The 17,174-nt window shown below is 65.9% G+C and carries 15 protein-coding genes; 7 read left to right on the top strand and 8 right to left on the bottom strand.

Features of this window, described 5'->3' with window-relative positions; all coding sequences use genetic code 11:
- Window positions 1-11: 11 nt before the first annotated feature.
- On the bottom strand, window positions 12-896 hold the full coding sequence (locus AC56KZ_RS00155) for an aldose 1-epimerase (protein ID WP_497160108.1): 885 nt from the start codon (window positions 894-896) through the stop codon (window positions 12-14).
- Between the two features lie 8 nt (window positions 897-904).
- Complete coding sequence (locus tag AC56KZ_RS00150) at window positions 905-1,726, bottom strand: NAD-dependent epimerase/dehydratase family protein (protein ID WP_497160107.1); 822 nt, start codon at window positions 1,724-1,726, stop codon at window positions 905-907.
- A gap of 158 nt (window positions 1,727-1,884) precedes the next feature.
- On the opposite strand from AC56KZ_RS00150, the gene AC56KZ_RS00145 reads away from it, so the two are divergent.
- Both AC56KZ_RS00145 and AC56KZ_RS00140 read left to right on the top strand, forming a co-directional pair.
- Window positions 1,885-3,303 carry a glycoside hydrolase family 88/105 protein gene (locus AC56KZ_RS00145; protein WP_497160106.1) on the top strand — a complete coding sequence of 473 codons (1,419 nt, stop codon included), beginning with the start codon at window positions 1,885-1,887 and terminating at the stop codon, window positions 3,301-3,303.
- A 12-nt stretch (window positions 3,304-3,315) separates the two neighbouring features.
- The gene (locus AC56KZ_RS00140) at window positions 3,316-4,530 is read left to right on the top strand and encodes a BT3233 family polysaccharide utilization protein (protein WP_497160105.1); all 1,215 of its coding nucleotides are present in this window, start codon (window positions 3,316-3,318) and stop codon (window positions 4,528-4,530) included.
- A gap of 24 nt (window positions 4,531-4,554) precedes the next feature.
- Here the strand turns inward: AC56KZ_RS00140 and AC56KZ_RS00135 are convergent, their stop codons facing one another.
- Window positions 4,555-5,262 carry a GlcG/HbpS family heme-binding protein gene (locus tag AC56KZ_RS00135; RefSeq protein WP_497160104.1) on the bottom strand — a complete coding sequence of 236 codons (708 nt, stop codon included), beginning with the start codon at window positions 5,260-5,262 and terminating at the stop codon, window positions 4,555-4,557.
- Window positions 5,263-5,446: 184 nt separating this feature from the next.
- On the opposite strand from AC56KZ_RS00135, the gene AC56KZ_RS00130 reads away from it, so the two are divergent.
- Together AC56KZ_RS00130 and AC56KZ_RS00125 are read left to right on the top strand one after the other, a co-directional pair.
- Window positions 5,447-6,046 (top strand): hypothetical protein, encoded by a 600-nt coding sequence (locus AC56KZ_RS00130; protein ID WP_497160103.1) that lies wholly within the window; start codon window positions 5,447-5,449, stop codon window positions 6,044-6,046.
- Window positions 6,043-6,270, top strand: a complete 228-nt coding sequence (locus AC56KZ_RS00125; protein WP_497160102.1) for a helix-turn-helix transcriptional regulator — start codon at window positions 6,043-6,045, stop codon at window positions 6,268-6,270. Before AC56KZ_RS00130 ends, AC56KZ_RS00125 begins: the two co-directional genes overlap by 4 nt.
- 19 nt (window positions 6,271-6,289) lie before the next feature.
- Here AC56KZ_RS00125 and AC56KZ_RS00120 read toward each other — a convergent pair whose 3' ends face one another.
- From AC56KZ_RS00120 to garD, 3 genes are all read right to left on the bottom strand, one after another.
- A complete protein-coding gene (locus AC56KZ_RS00120) occupies window positions 6,290-7,174 on the bottom strand; it encodes an SMP-30/gluconolactonase/LRE family protein (RefSeq protein WP_497160101.1) in 885 nt (294 codons plus the stop codon).
- Between the two features lie 2 nt (window positions 7,175-7,176).
- Window positions 7,177-8,607: an MFS transporter gene (locus AC56KZ_RS00115; protein ID WP_497160100.1), complete on the bottom strand. Its 1,431-nt coding sequence runs from the start codon at window positions 8,605-8,607 to the stop codon at window positions 7,177-7,179.
- Between the two features lie 104 nt (window positions 8,608-8,711).
- A complete protein-coding gene (gene garD / locus AC56KZ_RS00110) occupies window positions 8,712-10,229 on the bottom strand; it encodes a galactarate dehydratase (protein ID WP_497161187.1) in 1,518 nt (505 codons plus the stop codon).
- 290 nt (window positions 10,230-10,519) lie between these two features.
- Between garD and AC56KZ_RS00105 the strand changes: the two genes are divergently transcribed.
- Window positions 10,520-12,364: a glycoside hydrolase family 28 protein gene (locus AC56KZ_RS00105; RefSeq protein WP_497160099.1), complete on the top strand. Its 1,845-nt coding sequence runs from the start codon at window positions 10,520-10,522 to the stop codon at window positions 12,362-12,364.
- 13 nt (window positions 12,365-12,377) lie between these two features.
- On the opposite strand, the gene AC56KZ_RS00100 is transcribed toward AC56KZ_RS00105, so the two are convergent.
- Together AC56KZ_RS00100 and AC56KZ_RS00095 are read right to left on the bottom strand one after the other, a co-directional pair.
- Complete coding sequence (locus AC56KZ_RS00100; protein WP_497160098.1) at window positions 12,378-13,568, bottom strand: acetate/propionate family kinase; 1,191 nt, start codon at window positions 13,566-13,568, stop codon at window positions 12,378-12,380.
- A 3-nt stretch (window positions 13,569-13,571) separates the two neighbouring features.
- Entirely contained in the window at window positions 13,572-14,513 is a 942-nt protein-coding gene (locus AC56KZ_RS00095) for a phosphate acetyltransferase (RefSeq protein WP_497160097.1), read from the bottom strand.
- A gap of 147 nt (window positions 14,514-14,660) precedes the next feature.
- On the opposite strand from AC56KZ_RS00095, the gene kdgD reads away from it, so the two are divergent.
- Together kdgD and AC56KZ_RS00085 are read left to right on the top strand one after the other, a co-directional pair.
- Entirely contained in the window at window positions 14,661-15,575 is a 915-nt protein-coding gene (kdgD, locus tag AC56KZ_RS00090) for a 5-dehydro-4-deoxyglucarate dehydratase (protein WP_497160096.1), read from the top strand.
- Window positions 15,576-15,590: 15 nt separating this feature from the next.
- Window positions 15,591-17,174: an aldehyde dehydrogenase (NADP(+)) gene (locus AC56KZ_RS00085; protein ID WP_497160095.1), complete on the top strand. Its 1,584-nt coding sequence runs from the start codon at window positions 15,591-15,593 to the stop codon at window positions 17,172-17,174.

The raw sequence follows: 17,174 nt of genomic DNA, 5'->3' as shown, positions 1-17,174 counted from the left end.
GCAGCCCCCTGCTATTTTTGGCGCGCGTGAAAAACCACTTGCCGCGCCAGCGTGCGCCCCGGAGCAAGCCTGGTCAATCCATTCTGCTCGGCCCCACCAGGCAGGTTATGCGCATTGATCGCATGGTCGACCGGCTCGAAGCAGAAGAAACCGGCGCCAACCGGCGTGTACAGGATGAAGTAGCCCATGTCCGCCTGCACGCCGAGCGTGAGCCCCGTATCCGGCCAGGTGATCTCGGCCTCGCCGTCCCAGCCGCGAAAGACATGGTCGACCTGCCCTGGCGGCAGCGAGCGCGCCCTTGCGAAATCCCACTCGGGCGGGATTGCGATCGGCTCGAGCGGCAAGCCGAGCGGGCCGGGGGACCAGGTGCCTGTGGCGCGTGCGCACAGCATGACGCCCTCGCGGCGCTCGATCCATGGATGCAGGCCGAGGCCGAAGGGCAGCGGCGCAGTGCCGGTGTTGGTGACCTCGAGGGTCACGGTCAATCCGGTGTCCAGCAGGGCATAGCGCAGGCGCGCAATGTAGGAGAACAGCGAGGCGGCGCGCCGGTCCAGCAGCAGGCTGACGCTGGAGTCGGACTGCGCCTGGACGTTCCATGGGTGCTGCCAGCCATCGCCGTGGATCGGGCAAGGTTCGCCAGGCCGGTTCGGCGCAGGCGTGACGGCGCGGCCTTCGAACACGAAGCCCTGCGGCGCGATCCGGTTCGACCACGGCACCAGTGGAAAACAGGCCAGCTGCGAGGTGGCCGGCATCGGCGCGCCGGCCGCATGCACATACGGGCGCAGCAAAGCATGCCTTTCTCCGCCGCGCAGCCAGTCGAGCCGACCGAGGCCACCTGCTGCCTCCGGCAGCACCTCGGCATGCAGGGCGCCGCTACGCAAATGGATGACCTGCACGCAGCGCCTTAGCGGTACATCGGGCCGTCGAGCAGGAATTTCCCGCCCTGGAAGATGGTGGTGATGTCGTCCTTTTCCGGGAACTCGGCGGTATCCGGGAATTTGGCCGCGAATTGCTCGGAGCTGTCCTTGGCCTTGTAGCCAAGGTGGCGCGCGTAGCGGTTGTCCCACCAGACGCTCGGGTTGTCCGACATGCCGAAGACGATGGTATGGCCGACGCGTGGCGCGAAGAGCGAACAGCGCAGCATCTCCGTCAGGTCGTCGTAGCTGAAGTAGGTCGACATCATGCGCTTGTTGGCCGGCTCCGGGAAGCTCGAGCCGATGCGGATGCAGACGGTTTCGACGCCGAAGCGGTCGTAGTAATAGCGCGACATGGTCTCGCCGAAGCATTTGCTGATACCGTACATGCTGTCGGCGCGGGCGGGCATGCTGGCGTCGAGCATGTCGGTGGTCTTGTAGTAGCCGACCGCATGGTTCGAGCTGGCGAAGATCACGCGCTTGACGCCCTCTTTCTGGATCGCCTCGTACAGGTTGGCGACGCCCAGGATGTTGGCCTGCATGATGTCTTCGAAAGGCGCCTCGGTCGAGATGCCGCCGAAGTGCAGCACCGCGTCCACGCCCTCCATCAGCGCCAGGACGGCGGCCTTGTCGGCCAGGTCGCAGCGCACGATCTCCTCGTTTGCGCCGGGCTCGCCCATGTCGGCGACATCGGACAGGCGCACGATCTCGGCCCAGGGCTTGATGCGTTCGCGCAGGATGCGGCCCAGGCCGCCCGCAGCGCCGGTGAGGAGGATGCGCTTGAATGGTTTGATGGGTGCAAGGTTGCTCATGCCGGTCGTTCCTGTGGAATTGGATAAAAAAGCCTGTGCCGCGAGTATGCCATGAAAAAACCTCAACCGGCTAGTCCGCCTTGCGCATGCGGTCGGACCACATTAGAATGGCCTGACCAGATCGACCGATCAACATAACAACAATTATCGAGACAACCGTGAACCTGCCGACCAAGCTGCTTGCCACCCTTGTTGCCACTGCCCTTTCCCTTGTTCTGCTCCATGGCGACGCCCTCGCCGACGGTCCTTACCGCAATCCCGACAACAAGAATGCGCTGAAGGACGCAGGGGAAGGCACCTATCCGGTACCTTACAAGAAGCCGGTCGAAGCGGAAATCACGGCCGCCCTGCACCGCATCCGCGGCTATATGGAAGCGCAAACACCGTCGCTTGTCGTGAACAAGTCGACCCGCGCCCCGATCACGGATTTTACCAATCCAGTGAAGGACGCGGTCATGCAGGAGGGCGATGCCGACTTCGGCCTGCAGGTCTACGAGATGGGCGTCGTCCATGCCGGCATGCTGAAAGCGGCGGAAGTTACCGGCGACAAGCGCTTCACCGCCATGACCGCGCGCCACTTCCAGTTCTTCGCCGACAAGCTGCCCTATTTCCGCGCCCAGGAAGCAAGCTTCAAGCTCGAACGCGCGAATCCCTTCTCGCGCTTTCTCGATCCGCGCTCGCTCGACGACGCCGGCTCGATGTGCGCCGCCATGATGCGTGCACGCGTCGCCAAAGTCGGCCCCGACCTGGCGCAGCAAATTCAGGTGTGCGGCAACTGGGTGGCAAAGCAGCAGTTCCGCCTGAAGGATGGCACCCTGGCGCGCGAGCGTCCGCAGGCGGTATCGCTGTGGGCCGACGACATGTACATGGGCGTGCCCGCCCTGGCCGAACTGGGCCGCATGACCGGCCAGCGCGCCTACTACGACGACGCCGTGAAGAACGTGCTGCAGATGTCGGGCTATATGTTCAACCCGCAGAACAAGCTCTATACGCACGGCTGGAACGCCAACAACCCGGACGCGCCGCAGTTCTACTGGGGCCGCGCCAACGGCTGGGCCGTGCTGGCGATGTCGGACCTGCTCGACGTGCTGCCGAAAGAGCATCCGGGCTACCCGAAGGTGCTGCAGCAGTTGCGCACTTCCTTGAAGGGCATCGCGCAATACCAGTCGGGCACAGGGCTGTGGCACCAGATGCTGGACCGGAACGACTCCTACCTGGAAACCTCGGCCAGCGCCATCTTCACCTATGTATTCGCGCACGCGGTCAACGAAGGCTGGGTCAGCCCGACCACCTTTGGTTCGATCGCGCTGGCCGGCTGGGCCGGGCTGTCGACCAGGATCAACGACAAGGGCCAGGTCGAAGGCACCTGCGTCGGCACCACCTTCGCCAGCGACCAGGTCTACTACTACCATCGCCCTACCTCGACCGCCGCCCTGCACGGCTATGGCCCGGCGCTGCTGGCCGGCGCCGAGATCATCAAGCTGGTCAAGAACCCCGCCTTCAACATCGAGCACCGCGTGCGCACTTATCACTTCGTGCCCAAGGGCGGCCAGACCAACTACCGCGAACATCACTGATCGAGGCACCGCATGCATCCGAACTTACTGAGTCTGACCCTCTGTGCGCTGATCGTCCCGGCCACTGCCTGCGCCGCCGAGCGCTTGACCGTCACGGCCAGCCACGATCTCCCGATCGCGCGTCCATCGGAAACGATCACGATTGCCTGGAGCGAGGTCAATCGCGCCCTGCCCGGCGCCCTGATCCAGCGCATCGTCGTCAAGGACGGCAAGGGCCGGGTGCTGCCGCACCAGGTCACGAATGTCGCGCCGCAGGCGAAAGATCCGAAGAACATCGGCGCGGCCTATGGCGAGCTGATTTTCCAGCACAGTTTTGCGGCCGGCGAACAGTCAGCCAGCTTCACGGTCGACAAGAGCGAGACGCTCGCGCCGGTGTTCCCGGCCAAAGTGTCCGCGCGCTACGTGCAGGAGCGCCTCGACGACTTCGCCTGGGAAAACGACCGCGTTGCGCACCGCACCTATGGCCCTGCCCTGGCCGCGCCGGCCGCAGCGGGCATCGTAAAGGAAGTGCTGGTCACCAGCGGCCTCGATGTCTGGTTCAAACGCGTCGATTATCCGATCGTCGACCGCTGGTACAACAAGGGTCACGACCATTATCACAAGGACGAAGGCGAAGGCATGGACATGTACCAGGTCGGCAAGTCGCGCGGTTGCGGCGGCACCGGCGTCTGGGACGGCAGTGCCCTCTTCACCAGCACCAACTACAAGTCGTGGAAGGTGCTCGCCAACGGCCCCGTGCGCGCGGTGTTCGAACTGAGCTACGACAGCTGGGACGCGGGCGGCGTCATGGTCACGGAAGTCAAGCGCTTCACGGTCGACGCCGGCCACCAGCTCGACCAGATCGACAGCACTTTTACATTCAGCGGCCCCCGGCAGATAACGGTCGCGGTCGGGCTGAACAAGTCGCCGTCGGACAAGAACCAGGACCCGAGCATCGCGGTGCTGAAGAACGAGCGCGATCCTTCGCTGCTGCAGTGGGTGCAGCAGGCCAGCAATGGCGCGATGGGCACGGCGGTGGTGCTACCGGGCGCCAGCGGGTATGCCGAGGATGGCTTGAACCACCTGGTCCTGGCGAAAGTCGAGTCGGGCAAGCCGCTGCGCTATTACGCGGGTGCGGCCTGGGACCGGGCCGGGCAGATCGTATCGCAGGAGGCTTGGACGGCGTATGTGGCGCAAGCCGCGGCGCGCGCGAAGAATCCGGTAAAGGTGAGCTTCGGCGCGCGCTGAGAAGACAAGCCCGATGCAAGCCGCTCAGGGCGTCACATCGTTGGCGCCGCAGTGCGGATGCTGGAAGCCCGTCGGCGCAGTCCCGGCTGGCGCGTAGATGATGTTGTCGGTGCCGTCGGACGCCACGCCGGCAGGCACCCGGTCCAGCCCCAGGTTGGCCATCCTGCGCATGCGGTAGGCAATCGCATGGTCCGCGCAGGCCGTATCGCCGCTCAGTCCCAGCCCGCCGATGACCTTGCCCGAGCTGTAGAGCGGCACGCCGCCGCCGAAGGTGATCACGCCGCCGGCGACGCGGCCGATGCCGCTGCCCTGGGGCAGGAAGTCGGGGTTGAAGGGATTCGAATTGTTCAGCCCATACAGCGGCCCGCCGGGCTGGGTCGGCGCATACAGGTTGGCCGTGGAGAGCGCCAACTGGTCGTTGCTGAAACCGTTGGCCGTGTAGGCCTTGGCAATCGCAATCGCCCGGCTGCCGGGCCAGGCGTCTCCCAGTTTGATGACCGAGCACAGCACGCCCTGGCGGTCGACGACCGCCGACCACATCTTGCTGGGACTGAACAGGCCGCCGTTGTTCATCGTCGCGACGCGGGCGAGCTGGGCCTGGATGGTGGCGACCGTCGTGGACGCGATGGCGCAGGGTTTCCTTTCGAAAATGCGATCATCGTTTGCAAGTGCGGTGCCCGAGATGCCGGCCAGGGCAAGGGCCAGCAAGGCTTTCGAGGTCACAGGTTTCATTTCAGACTCCTTCCATTTTGTGCGCGTAAAGCGAGGGGTGTTCAGTCTGATTGTCTGCCCCTGGGCCCGCTCGTGCTTATTCCGGGTCAAGCCCCACACCCCTGCGATTTTGATTGTATTAAGCGGCGCTAACATGTAAGGTATACATTACATGATGTAACCTACACCTTACATGAGGACTGCCATGCCAATCGCTCTCGTTCTGACCGTTTGCTCGGTGCTCGGCGTCTTGCTGGCACAGTCCTTCCTGCCTGTCAGGGCAGGCTTCGTCGGTGCGGCGATCCTGGTCTTTGCCGCCAGTCGCCTGCGTGGCCGCTGGCAGCAGGACGAATCCGCCCCGGACGCCGCTGAGCGCTCCAGCCTGCTGTCCATCGCTGGAACGCTGGTCTGCCTGGGCTATTTCCTTGCAATGCTCTACCAGCTTGGACCCGGTCTCGACATCCATGCACCGGCGACGCGAAAGATGGCCGACGAACTGTGGATCCTCGTTGCCGCTTCCTTCGCGGCGCAGTGGATCGTCCAGGCGCCGCACGCCACCCACGACGAGCTCGATTCCAGTATCGCAGCGCGCGCCTTGTCAGTCTCCTGCTACCTGTTGCTATGCCTGCAGGCCGCGCTGGTCGTATGGTTCGCCCTGCTGCTCGATGAAGGTAGCCCTCTTCGCTCGATCGACATGCTCGTGCACCTCGTTATCGGCTGCTGGATGGTGGCCCACATCTTTTATGGCTTATTCTGCGTCAACGCCTACTCGGCCTTGCGCGCTGCCGGCCGCAATACCGCATGAACAAGGAATCGCCTATCGATAACCAACTGCGGCGCCTCCGCTTCGAGCATGGAGAAATGTCGCAGGAGGCGCTGGCGCGGGCCGTCGGCATCACGCGCCAGACCATCATCGCCCTGGAAAGCCTGCGCTACGCGCCTTCACTCGAACTGGCGATGAAAATCGCCGACGTGTTCGCGCGCCCGGTCGATGAAGTCTTCTTCTGGAGGAAATCGCCGGAGACGTGACCAGCCGGACCAGCGAAGCTTATCCGCCGAAGGGCGTCTCGGCGATGCCCTGCGCACCCGGGCGCAGCAGGATGGTCGCGCCGGCCCAGGGGTCGAGCGGATCCTGGCCGGCGCTGATCGAGGTCACCAGCAGCGTATCCAGATTCGGTCCGCCAAAGCTGCACATCGAGGGTTTGGCCATCGGCAGGTCGATCTTGCGATCCAGCTTTCCTTCGGGCGTGAAGCGCAGGATGCAGGCTGCGTCGTTGCCGCAGGTCCAGTAGCAGCCGTCGGCGTCGACCGCCGCACCATCCGGGCGCCCCGGGTGGGCACGCATGTCGACGAACAGTCGCTGGTTCGAGGGCGTGCCGGAATCGACGTCGTAATCGAAGGCCCACACCTGCTGGCTGCCTGGGTGCGAATCCGACAGGTACATCGTGCGCCCGTCCGGCGCAAACGCCAGGCCGTTCTGGGTCAGCAGGTTCGAGACCACGGGTTCGGACAGGCCTTCGTCGCTTGAATACCGATACAGCTGGCCGATCGCCTGTTCGGCCGCCATGTCCATGAACATGGTGCCGCTCCAGAAGCGGCCCTGGCGGTCGCAGCGGCCGTCGTTGAAGCGCATGCCCTCGCCTAGTGCGAAAGGCGTAGCCAGGCGCTCCTGCGCGACCGTCCCGTCCGCGTCCAGGCGCAGGCGGAAGATGCCGGTCTCCATGCCGGCGACGATGCTGCCATTGCGCGCCATGGCGATGCAGGCGACCATTTCCTGCGTCGTCCAGCTGGTCAGTGCCCCGCGCGCGTCCAGGCGCCAGATCGTCCTGGCCGGGATATCGACCCAGTACCAGGCCGCTTCCAGCGCATTCCAGACCGGGCATTCGCCGACCAGGCTGCGCTCGCGGCTGACCCGTTCCAGGTGCAGGTCCATCCTCATGCCTGCGGCTCGCGGATTTCGGCGTAGCGCGGCACCAGCGTCTTCATCACGGTCCAGGCGATCAGGTAGGCGACGGCGCAGAAGGTGAACATGATGGTGTAGCCGGTCTGGATCTGGCCCAGGGCGCCGTAGTGGTCGAACAGCCAGCCACCGATTTTCGTCACCAGCACGCCGCCTATGCCGCCGGCCAGGCCGCCGATGCCGACCACCGAGCCGACCGAGCGTTTCGGGAACATGTCCGACACGGTGGTGAACAGGTTCGCCGACCAGGCCTGGTGGGCCGCGGCGCCGATGCCGACCAGGATCACCGGGACCCAGAAGCTGATGTAGCCGAAGGGTTGCGACAGCAGTACCACCAGCGGACACAGGGCGATCAGGAGCATGGCTTTCATGCGGCCGTCATAGGGGCTGGCGCCCTTGTTGATGAAATAGGTCGGGAACCAGCCGCCGCCGATACTGCCGATCATGGTCATGCTGTAGAGGATGGCGAGCGGCCACTGGATGTCGCTGCTGGTCATCCCGTACTGCGCGGCCAGGTATTTCGGCAGCCAGAACAGGAAGAACCACCAGACGCCGTCGGTCATGAATTTACCGAAGGCGAAGGCCCAGGTCTGGCGGTAGCCGAGCAGCGCCCACCAGGACAGCTGACGCCCGGCCACGCTGCCGTCGGCGGCCAGGGGCGCGTCGTCGCGCGTGATATAGGCCAGTTCGGCGGCAGTCATGCGCTTTTGCTGCGTCGGCTTCTCGTAAAAGACCATCCACAGGCCGAGCCAGACGAAGCCGATCGCGCCGATGATCACAAAAGCGGCCTGCCAGCCCCAGGTGGCGGCAATCAGCGGCACCGTCAGCGGCGCCAGCACGGCGCCGACGTTGGCGCCCGAATTGAAGATGCCGGTCGCGAAAGCGCGGTCCTTCTTCGGGAAGTATTCGGCCGTGGCCTTGATCGCGGCCGGGAAGTTGCCGGCCTCGCCCAGCGCCAGCACCGCGCGGGCGATCATGAAGCCGATCACCGAGACCGGTACCGCGGCCATGCCCAGCGTCGTGAGCAGCGAATTGGCGCCCTGCCCCAGGCCGATCGCGCCGGCATGCATGATGGCGCCGATCGACCAGACGATGATCGCCAGTGCGAACGCGGCCTTGGTGCCGAGGCGGTCGACGACACGGCCCGCGAACAGCATCGAGATCGCATACACGAACTGGAAGGCGGCGGTGATGTTGGCGTAGTCGGTGTTCGACCAGCCGAATTCTTTCGTCAGGTCCGGCGCCAGCAGGGAGAGGACCTGGCGGTCGAGGTAATTGACGGTGGTGGCGAAGAACAGGAGTGCGCAGATGGTCCAGCGGTAGCTGCCGATCCTGGAGGATGTTGCGGAATTGGCCGGAGTGGCCTGCCCGGGCGCAGCCGCTTGCTTGATGGTCTCGGTTCGCATGTTGTTTCGTCTCGTTATGGGGCACTACTTGGATACTGCGGCTGGCCGGCGGACTCTAGGTTCCGTCCAGACAGTCTTCGCTCATCTTAAAACAGGCAAAGCGCTCAGGTCACGGGCGCCGGGTTGAACAGCGTCAGCGCGTTGTGCAGCTTCCAGTGCTCGGCCCAGGTCTTGCGCCCACTCGCCACGTCCAGCATCAGGCGAAACAGCTCCCAGCCGACGTCTTCGATGCTCGCTTCGCCGCTGGCGATGCGTCCCGCGTTCACGTCCATCAGGTCGTGCCAGCGGCGCGCCAGGTCGTTGCGCGTGGCGACTTTGATCACCGGGACCGGCGCCAGCCCGTAGGGCGTGCCGCGGCCCGTCGTGAAGATATGGATGTTCATGCCGGCCGCCACCTGCAGGGTGCCGCAGATGAAGTCCGAAGCCGGGGTCGCAGCGTAAATCAAACCGCGCCGGGCGCCCAGCTTCTCGCCCGGCGCCAGCACGCCGGAAATGGCGGCGGAGCCGGATTTCACGATCGAGCCCATGGCCTTTTCAACGATATTCGACAGGCCGCCGGCCTTGTTACCCGGCGTGGTGTTTGCGCTGCGGTCGACCCCGCCCCGCTTCAGGTAGGCGTCGTACCATGCCATTTCGCGGATCATGGCGGCCGCCACCTGCGGGTCCGCGGCGCGCGCGGTCAGCTGGTCGATGCCGTCGCGCACTTCGGTCACTTCCGAGAACATGACGGTGGCGCCGGCGCGCACCAGCAGGTCGGTGGCAAAGCCGACCACGGGATTGGCGGTGACGCCGGAGAAGGCGTCGCTGCCGCCGCACTGCACCCCGACCACCAGGTCGGCCGCCGAACAGGTTTCGCGACGGCGCGCATTCAATACCTTCAGTTGCTGGTCGGCGGTGGCGACGATCGAGTCGATCATCGACATGAAGCCGACGTGGCCGGCGTCCTGCAGGCAGACCGTGGCCGGGTCGCGTCCGTTCAGGATCGGGATCGAGCCTTTCGGGAACAGGCGCGCCGGCTGCAGCTTTTCGCAGCCCAGGCTGACGACCATGGCCTGGCCGCCGAAGTTCGGGTTCTGGCTGATGTTGCGCAGGGTGCGGATCGGGATGTCGGCGCCGGGCGCGTCGATGGCGACGCCGCAGCCATAGCTGTGCTCCAGACCGACCACGTCGTCGACGTTCGGGTAGAGTGGCAGCAGGGTGTCCTTGATGCGGCGCACGGCATGGTCGACCACGCCCGAAACGCATTGCACGGTGGTGGTGATAGCCAGGATATTGCGCGTGCCGACCGAGCCGTCGGCGTTCCGGTAGCCTTCGAAGGTAAAGCCCTCGAGCGGCGCCATGACGGGCGCGGCGCGATTGGCGATCGGCAGGCCGCCCAGGTCCAGCGCGTCCGGCATGCGCAGGTTCGCTTCCGACACCCAGCTGCCGGCCGCGATGTCGCTGGCGGCGTAACCGATGGTGACGTTATAGCGCGTCACGGCTTCGCCCTGCCCCAGGTCGCGCAGCGCGACCTTGTGGCCCTGCGGTACCGCGCCCAGCAAGACCAGGCCATCCTCGAACACCGCGCCAGCCTGCAGGCCGCCGTCGTTGACGACGATGGCGACGTTGTCGTTGGCGTGCATGCGGATGTAGCGCGGCGTGGCCGAAGGATGATCGAGACCGGCGCTCGCCGCGGCGTCCTGGCCGGCGCGGACGATGTGGATGCTGTGCATAGTGAATCTGCCCAAAGTAAGGAATGCGGCCGGAAGCGATAGGAGCACCGACCGTGTCGAGTCGGATCGAGTATGACACCAAAATATGCATCTGGCTAGTCCGCATTGCTTAATTGGTCAAACCAATTTAGAATGGCCGGACCAAAAATGGAGGCGCTGGCGCAGGCATTCCAACATAAGCACGATCCAACGGAGACAGCATGGCAGTCAAGCAAATCGTCAAGCACATCAACCCGAAACGCCGCTCGCTGCTGCGCGCCGCAACCGCGACGGCGGCGGGCATCGGCGTCGGTGCCGGCGCCGTCGGCTGCGCCTCGACCGGTGCCGGCCCAAGCGGCAACGCCTGGGGCCGCGCCGACGGTATCGTCAGGCAGTTCAGCCGCCCGCTGGTTTTTCGCAAGCAGGACTTTGTCATTACCGCCTACGGCGCCACGGCCTGCCAGGCACGAATGGTGAAAGGCTATGTCGCCCACCACGAGGAAGGCCAGGTCAGCACTCCCGTCGCCGGCGCCGCGGACTGCTACGCCGCCATCCGCGATGCGATCGCCGCCTGCAGCGGGGCCGGCGGCGGTCGCGTGCTGATCCCGGCGGGTAACTGGCTGGTGAAGGGCCCGATCGTGCTGAAATCGAACGTCAACCTGCACCTGGCCAGGGGCGCCCACGTCTATTTCAGCAACGATCCCGACGATTTCGCCAGATACGGCGACTTCGATTGCGGCCCGAACGGGAAACTGGTGCTGTCGCGCTGGCAGAGCAACGACTGCCTGAACTATTCGCCAATGGTGTATGCCTACAACCAGACCAACATCGCCCTCACCGGCGACGACTGGACCAGTATCCTCGACGGCCAGGGCGGCGTCCCGCAGCCCAATGGCGACACCTGGTGGGACTGGAAGGGCAAGCGCAAACCGGGCCCCAACCAGAACCAGGCGCAGACTGTCGTCAACCCGCGCACGCCCACTTCCATCAAGGCCATCGTCCCAGGCTTGACTGCCGCCCAGGTCGCGCTGATGGAAGGCACGAGCGACCGCTGGCGTACCGATGAAGTCTTCCTGCCGACGCTGTCGGAAGCGGGCGTCCCCGTGGCCAGGCGTGTGTTCGGCCGCGGCCATTACCTGCGCCCCTGCATGGTCGAATTCATCGGCTGCACGAATGTGCTGATGCAGGGCTACCAGATCAACCACGCGCCCTTCTGGCTGCACCACCCGGTCAACTGCACGAAGGTCGAGTTCCGCAATGTGCGCCTGGACAGCCTGGGTCCGAACAGCGACGGCTTCGACCCGGAAGCCTGCAATACCGTGCTGGTGGACGGCTGCACCTTCAATAGCGGCGACGACTGCATCGCGATCAAGGCCGGCAAGAACAAGGACATCCAGTTCGGCCCGACCCAGAACGTGGTGATCCAGAACTGCATCATGAACAGCGGCCACGGCGGCGTGACCCTGGGCAGCGAGATGTCGGGCGGGATCCAGTACGTGTATGCGCAGAACATCGAGTTCCGCAACGCGAACTGGGCCAGCGACCCGCTCAACACCGCTATCCGCATGAAGACCAACATGAACCGCGGCGGTTTCCTGCGTCACTTCTACGTGCGCAATGTCTCGATCCCGAATGGCGTCAACCTCAAACCCGGCTACTACAAACCCCTGCCCGGCTCGCCGATTCCGCAAAAGTCGGTGGGTTCGTCGGCCGGTGCGGTGGTCACGATCGACTGCGACTACGACCCGAACGCCGACAACGTGCGCACCCGCCCGCCGGTCGTCGAGAACATCCACATCTCGAACGTCAAGGTCGGCAACGTGAAAACGAAGGATGGCGCCTTCTCCTGCTTCCAGGCGCTGCTGCTGCTCGGGCCCGTGGCCTACGACTACAACGGCGAGCAGCCGGCCACCATCCTGCCGATCCGGGACGTGACGATCACCGACTGCGATTTCGGCACGCCGGTGAACGCGGCCCAGCCCTGGTACACCTACAACGTGAAAAACGTGAAGCTGACCAATGTGACGATCGGCGGCAAGGTGGTGAACACGCTGCTGTCGACCTGAGGCGCCTGGAACATCAAGCCGACTTCAGGATGTCCAGGGTGTGGCGCGCGATCATCAGTTCTTCGTTGGCCGGCACCGCCCACACCGAGACCCTGCTGGCGGGCGTGCTGATGCGCACCACGCCGCCGGGTGGCCCGGCGTTGGCCTGCGGGTCGAGTTCCACCCCGAGCCAGCCGGCGTCGCGGCAGACCGCGGCGCGCAGGGCCACGCTGTTTTCGCCGATCCCGCCCGAAAACACCAGCGCGTCGATGCCTTTCAAAGCGGCCGCCAGCGAACCGAGTTCGCGCCCGATGCGGTAGACCATCAGGTCGATCGCCAGCTGCGCCCGCGGCGATGCGCTCGCTTCCAGTTCGCGCATGTCCGACGAGATTCCGGATACGCCCAGCAAGCCGGAGCGCAGGTAGAGCAGATCCTGGACCGCCGCCACGTCCATCCCGAGCTGGTCGATCAGGTAGAGCACCACCCCGGGGTCGACCGCGCCGCTGCGCGTCCCCATCGGCAAGCCGTCCACCGCCGTGAATCCCATCGTGCTGGCGACACTGCGCCCGCCATGCATCGCGCACATGCTGGCGCCGTTGCCGAGATGGGCCGCCACGACCCTGGCGCCGGCCAGCGCCGGGTCAAGCTGCGGCAAGCGGCTGGCAATGTATTCATACGAAAGGCCATGGAAGCCGTAGCGGCGGACGCCGCGTTCCGTAATCTCGGGCGGCAAGGCGAACGCCTGCGCAAGCTCCGGCTGGGCACGGTGGAACGCCGTATCGAAGCAGCCGACCTGGGGGATTCCGGGCGCCATCTCGATGGCGGCGCGGACTGCCGCCAGGTTGTGCGGCAGGTGCAGCGGCGCCAGCGGCACCAGTTCATCGAGCGCCGCCAGCACGCTTTCGTCCAGCAGCTGGGGGCCGCTGTACAAGGCGCCGCCATGGACGATGCGGTGCCCGACGGCGCGCAGGCCCTGGCCTTCGGCGCGGGTATCAAGAAAGCCAAGCAGCGCGCGCATGCCCGCCGCATGATCGAGCGCGTCCGGCCAGGCCTGTTCGTGCACCGGGCGGCCCGCGCCGTCCTGCACCAGGAAGCGGGTCGGGCCGCTGAACAGGTTCTCGATGCGCCCCTTGAGAATCAAATCCGGCGCATCGCCCCCGAACAGCGAAAACTTGATGCTCGACGAGCCGGTATTCAGGACCAGCACCTTGTCGGGAGCGCCCATGGTTCAGCCGCCGAGCAGGCGCTGGCCGGCCAGCTTGCGGTGCGCGACCAGCACCGCCACCGCACAGGAGGCGAGCCGGGTGGCCACCGAATCGGCGCGGCTGGCGAGGATGATCGGCACCCGCGCCCCCAGCACGATCCCGGCCGCGCCGGCGCCGGCCATGAAGCTCAGGCTCTTCGCCAGCATGTTGCCCGCCTCGAGGTCGGGCGCGACCAGCACGTTGGCGCGGCCGGCCACCGGCGACACCAGGTTCTTGATGGCGGCAGCCTCGGGGTCGATGGCGTTGTCCATCGCCAGCGGGCCATCGATTACGGCGCCGGTGATCTGCCCCCGGTCCGCCATCTTGCACAGCGCCGCGGCATCGATGGTGGCGGGCATTTTGGGATTGACGGTTTCCACCGCCGCCAGGATCGCGACCCGCACTTCCTCGAAGCCCAGCACATGGGCCAGGTCGATCGCGTTCTGGACGATGTCGACCTTGTCGGCCAGGGTCGGGATGATGTTTACCGCCGCGTCGGTGATGATCAGGGGTTCGCTGCGGCCGGGCACCTCCATCACGAAGCAGTGGCTCAGGCGGCGTGCGGTGCGCAGGCCGGCGACGGCGTCGACGACGGCGCCCATCAGTTCGTCGGTGTGGAGGCTGCCCTTCATCAGCGCGTCGGCCTGTCCGGCCCGCACCAGTTCCACTCCCCGGGCGGCGGAGGCATGGCTGTGCGGCGTGTCGACAATTTCAAACATCGCGATGTCGAGGTTTGCCTCGTCAGCGGCGCGCAGGATGCGCGAACGCGGTCCCACCAGCACCGGCAGGATCAGGCCGATCTTGAAGGCGTCGAGCGCCGCTTCCAGCGAGGAACGGTCGCAGGGATGGGCGACGGCGACCCGGACCGGGCCTACCAGGCGGGCGGCGTCGATCAATCGGTCGAATTGCGGATGGGGTGTGGTCATGGGAACTCCGGAAGGTAGATGCCAAGCATACCAGTTGCGCCAATTTAAACTGGCCAGACCACTTGCCAGTGCATTTCTTATGTTGTACGATGACTGATAACTAGCGGACAGTTCCCCCTTCACCCCCCACCTTCAAGGCAAGCGACCATGTTCACTCCACAAGACGTCAAGCAGATCCTCTCTTCCGGCCTGCTCTCCTTTCCGATCACCGACTTCGACGCCCAGGGCGACTTCGAGCCGAGAGGCTATGTGCGTCGTCTCGAATGGCTTGCGCCCTATGGTGCGACGGCGCTGTTCGTGGCCGGCGGCACGGGCGAATTCTTTTCGCTGACGCCGGAAGACTATACGCAGGTGGTGAAGGTGGCGGTCGACACCTGCCGCGGCAAGGTGCCTATCCTGGCCGGCGCCGGCGGCCCGACCCGCATGGCGATCAAGTATGCGCAGGAAGCCGAGCGCCTGGGCGCCCACGGCATCCTTCTGATGCCGCATTACCTGACCGAAGCGAGCCAGGATGGCCTGGTCGAGCACGTCGCCGCCGTCTGCGCGTCGGTGAAGTTCGGCGTCGTCGTCTACAACCGCGACCGCTGCAAGCTCAATGCCGAATCGCTCCAGAAGCTGGCCGACCGCTGCCCGAACCTGATCGGTTTCAAGGACGGTATCGGCGAAATCGAATCGATGGTCAGCATCCGCCGCAAGCTCGGCGACCGCTTTACTTATCTCGGCGGCCTGCCGACCGCGGAAGTGTATGCGGCGGCCTACAAGGCGCTGGGCGTGCCGGTGTATTCGTCGGCCGTCTTCAACTTCATCCCGAAGACCGCGATCGAATTCTACGAAGCGGTCCGTACCGACGACTTCACGACCCAGGGCCGCCTGATCGACGACTTCTTCCTGCCTTACCTCGACATCCGCAACAAGAAGGCCGGTTATGCGGTCAGCATCGTCAAGGCAGGCGCCACCATCGCCGGCTACAGCGCCGGCCCGGTGCGCACGCCGCTGGTGGACCTGGCGCCGCAGGAAGTCGAGCAGCTTGCCGCCCTGATGGCCAAGCTCGGCCCACAGTAAGCGAAAAGGACCACCATGACCATCACCATCCAGGGCGAACTGCTGATCGGCAGCGCCACCAGCAAGGGCAGCGGTGCCGCTTTTCGCGCGGTCAATCCGGCCAGCGGCGAGCAGATCGAACCGGGCTTCGGCGCCGGCACCGTGGACGACGTCGACGCCGCCTGCGCCCTCGCCTGGCAAGCCTTCGACAGCTTCCGCAACACCAGCCTGGAAAGCCGCGCCGCCTTCCTCGAACTGGTCGCCCAGAACATCGTCGACCTCGGTCCGCAGCTGATCGAGCGCGCCATGCAGGAATCGGGCCTGCCGCAAGCGCGCCTGGAGGGCGAGCGTGGCCGCACCGTGAACCAGCTGCGCCTGTTCGCGAAAGTCGTGCGCGACGGCCGCTTCCTTTCTGCCGCGCTGGATTCGGCGCTGCCCGAGCGCACGCCGCCGCGTCCCGACCTGCGCCTACGCAAGATCGGCCTCGGACCGGTCGCCGTCTTCGGCGCCAGTAACTTCCCGCTCGCCTTTTCGGTCGCTGGCGGCGATACCGCCGCGGCACTGGCCGCCGGCTGCCCAGTCGTGGTCAAGGCGCACGGCGCACATCCCGGCACCTCGGAACTGGTCGGCAAGGCGGTGCAGGCCGCTGTTGCGGCCAGTGGCCTGCCGGAGGGCGTGTTCTCGCTGCTGCATGGCGACGGCCGCACCATCGGCCAGGCGCTGGTCGGTCATCCGGCGATCAAGGCGGTCGGCTTCACCGGCTCGCGCCAGGGCGGCCTGGCACTGGTACGCGCCGCCGCCGCCCGCGAGGAACCCATTCCCGTCTACGCGGAAATGAGCAGCATCAACCCGCTGTTCCTGTTGCCGGGCGCGATGGCCGAGCGCGCGGCACAGATCGGCGCCGGCTTCATCGGGTCGCTGGTGATGGGCTCGGGTCAGTTCTGCACCAATCCGGGCCTGGTGGTCGCCGTCGAAGGCGCCGACCTGGACACCTTCCGCAGCGCCGCCGCGAGCGCCCTGCAAGCCCAGGTCGGCAGCACCATGCTGACGCCCGGCATCCACCAGGCCTACAACAGCGGCGTGGAAAAGCTCGGCCGCGAAAACGGCGTCACGACCGTCGCGCGCGGCCGGAGCGGCGCCACGGCCTGCGCCGGCCAGGCCGCGCTATTCGAGACCGACGCCGCCAATTTCCTCGCCAACCCGGCGCTGGAAGACGAGATCTTCGGCGCCGCCTCGCTCATCGTGCGATGCAGCAGCCTGGCGCAGTTCAGGGACATCGCCGAGCACCTCGACGGCCAGCTGACCGCGACCATGTTCCTGAACGAAAGCGACCGCGATGCCGCCCTGGCGCTGCTCCCGGCGCTCGAGCGCAAGGCCGGCCGCGTGCTGATCAACGCCTACCCGACCGGCGTCGAAGTGTCGCATGCGATGGTGCACGGCGGCCCCTTCCCGGCGACATCCGACAGCCGCTCGACCTCGGTCGGCGCCGGCGCGATCGACCGTTTCCTGCGCCCGGTCAGCTACCAGGATTTACCGGGCTGGCTGCTGCCGGAAGCGCTGCAGGACGCCAATCCGCTGGGCCTGCATCGCATCCGCGACGGCGAGCTGGTCAAGGGTTGA

This window comes from Telluria sp. LT2P34 (assembly GCF_059685915.1).
The sequence above is the reverse complement of the archived record's forward strand: the minus strand, read 5'-3'. Positions and strand labels throughout refer to the sequence as shown.

Excerpts from the sequence above, each read along its gene's own strand:
- AC56KZ_RS00140 (WP_497160105.1), top strand. The coding sequence starts at position 3,316 with ATGCATCCGAACTTACTGAGTCTGACCCTCTGTGCGCTGATCGTCCCG.
- AC56KZ_RS00125 (WP_497160102.1), top strand. The coding sequence starts at position 6,043 with ATGAACAAGGAATCGCCTATCGATAACCAACTGCGGCGCCTCCGCTTC.
- AC56KZ_RS00105 (WP_497160099.1), top strand. The coding sequence starts at position 10,520 with ATGGCAGTCAAGCAAATCGTCAAGCACATCAACCCGAAACGCCGCTCG.
- AC56KZ_RS00115 (WP_497160100.1), bottom strand. The coding sequence starts at position 8,607 with ATGCGAACCGAGACCATCAAGCAAGCGGCTGCGCCCGGGCAGGCCACT.
- AC56KZ_RS00100 (WP_497160098.1), bottom strand. The coding sequence starts at position 13,568 with ATGGGCGCTCCCGACAAGGTGCTGGTCCTGAATACCGGCTCGTCGAGC.
- AC56KZ_RS00095 (WP_497160097.1), bottom strand. The coding sequence starts at position 14,513 with ATGACCACACCCCATCCGCAATTCGACCGATTGATCGACGCCGCCCGC.
- AC56KZ_RS00120 (WP_497160101.1), bottom strand. The coding sequence starts at position 7,174 with ATGGACCTGCACCTGGAACGGGTCAGCCGCGAGCGCAGCCTGGTCGGC.
- AC56KZ_RS00135 (WP_497160104.1), bottom strand. The coding sequence starts at position 5,262 with ATGAAACCTGTGACCTCGAAAGCCTTGCTGGCCCTTGCCCTGGCCGGC.
- AC56KZ_RS00150 (WP_497160107.1), bottom strand. The coding sequence starts at position 1,726 with ATGAGCAACCTTGCACCCATCAAACCATTCAAGCGCATCCTCCTCACC.
- AC56KZ_RS00130 (WP_497160103.1), top strand. The coding sequence starts at position 5,447 with ATGCCAATCGCTCTCGTTCTGACCGTTTGCTCGGTGCTCGGCGTCTTG.
- AC56KZ_RS00085 (WP_497160095.1), top strand. The coding sequence starts at position 15,591 with ATGACCATCACCATCCAGGGCGAACTGCTGATCGGCAGCGCCACCAGC.
- garD (WP_497161187.1), bottom strand. The coding sequence starts at position 10,229 with ATGCACGCCAACGACAACGTCGCCATCGTCGTCAACGACGGCGGCCTG.
- kdgD (WP_497160096.1), top strand. The coding sequence starts at position 14,661 with ATGTTCACTCCACAAGACGTCAAGCAGATCCTCTCTTCCGGCCTGCTC.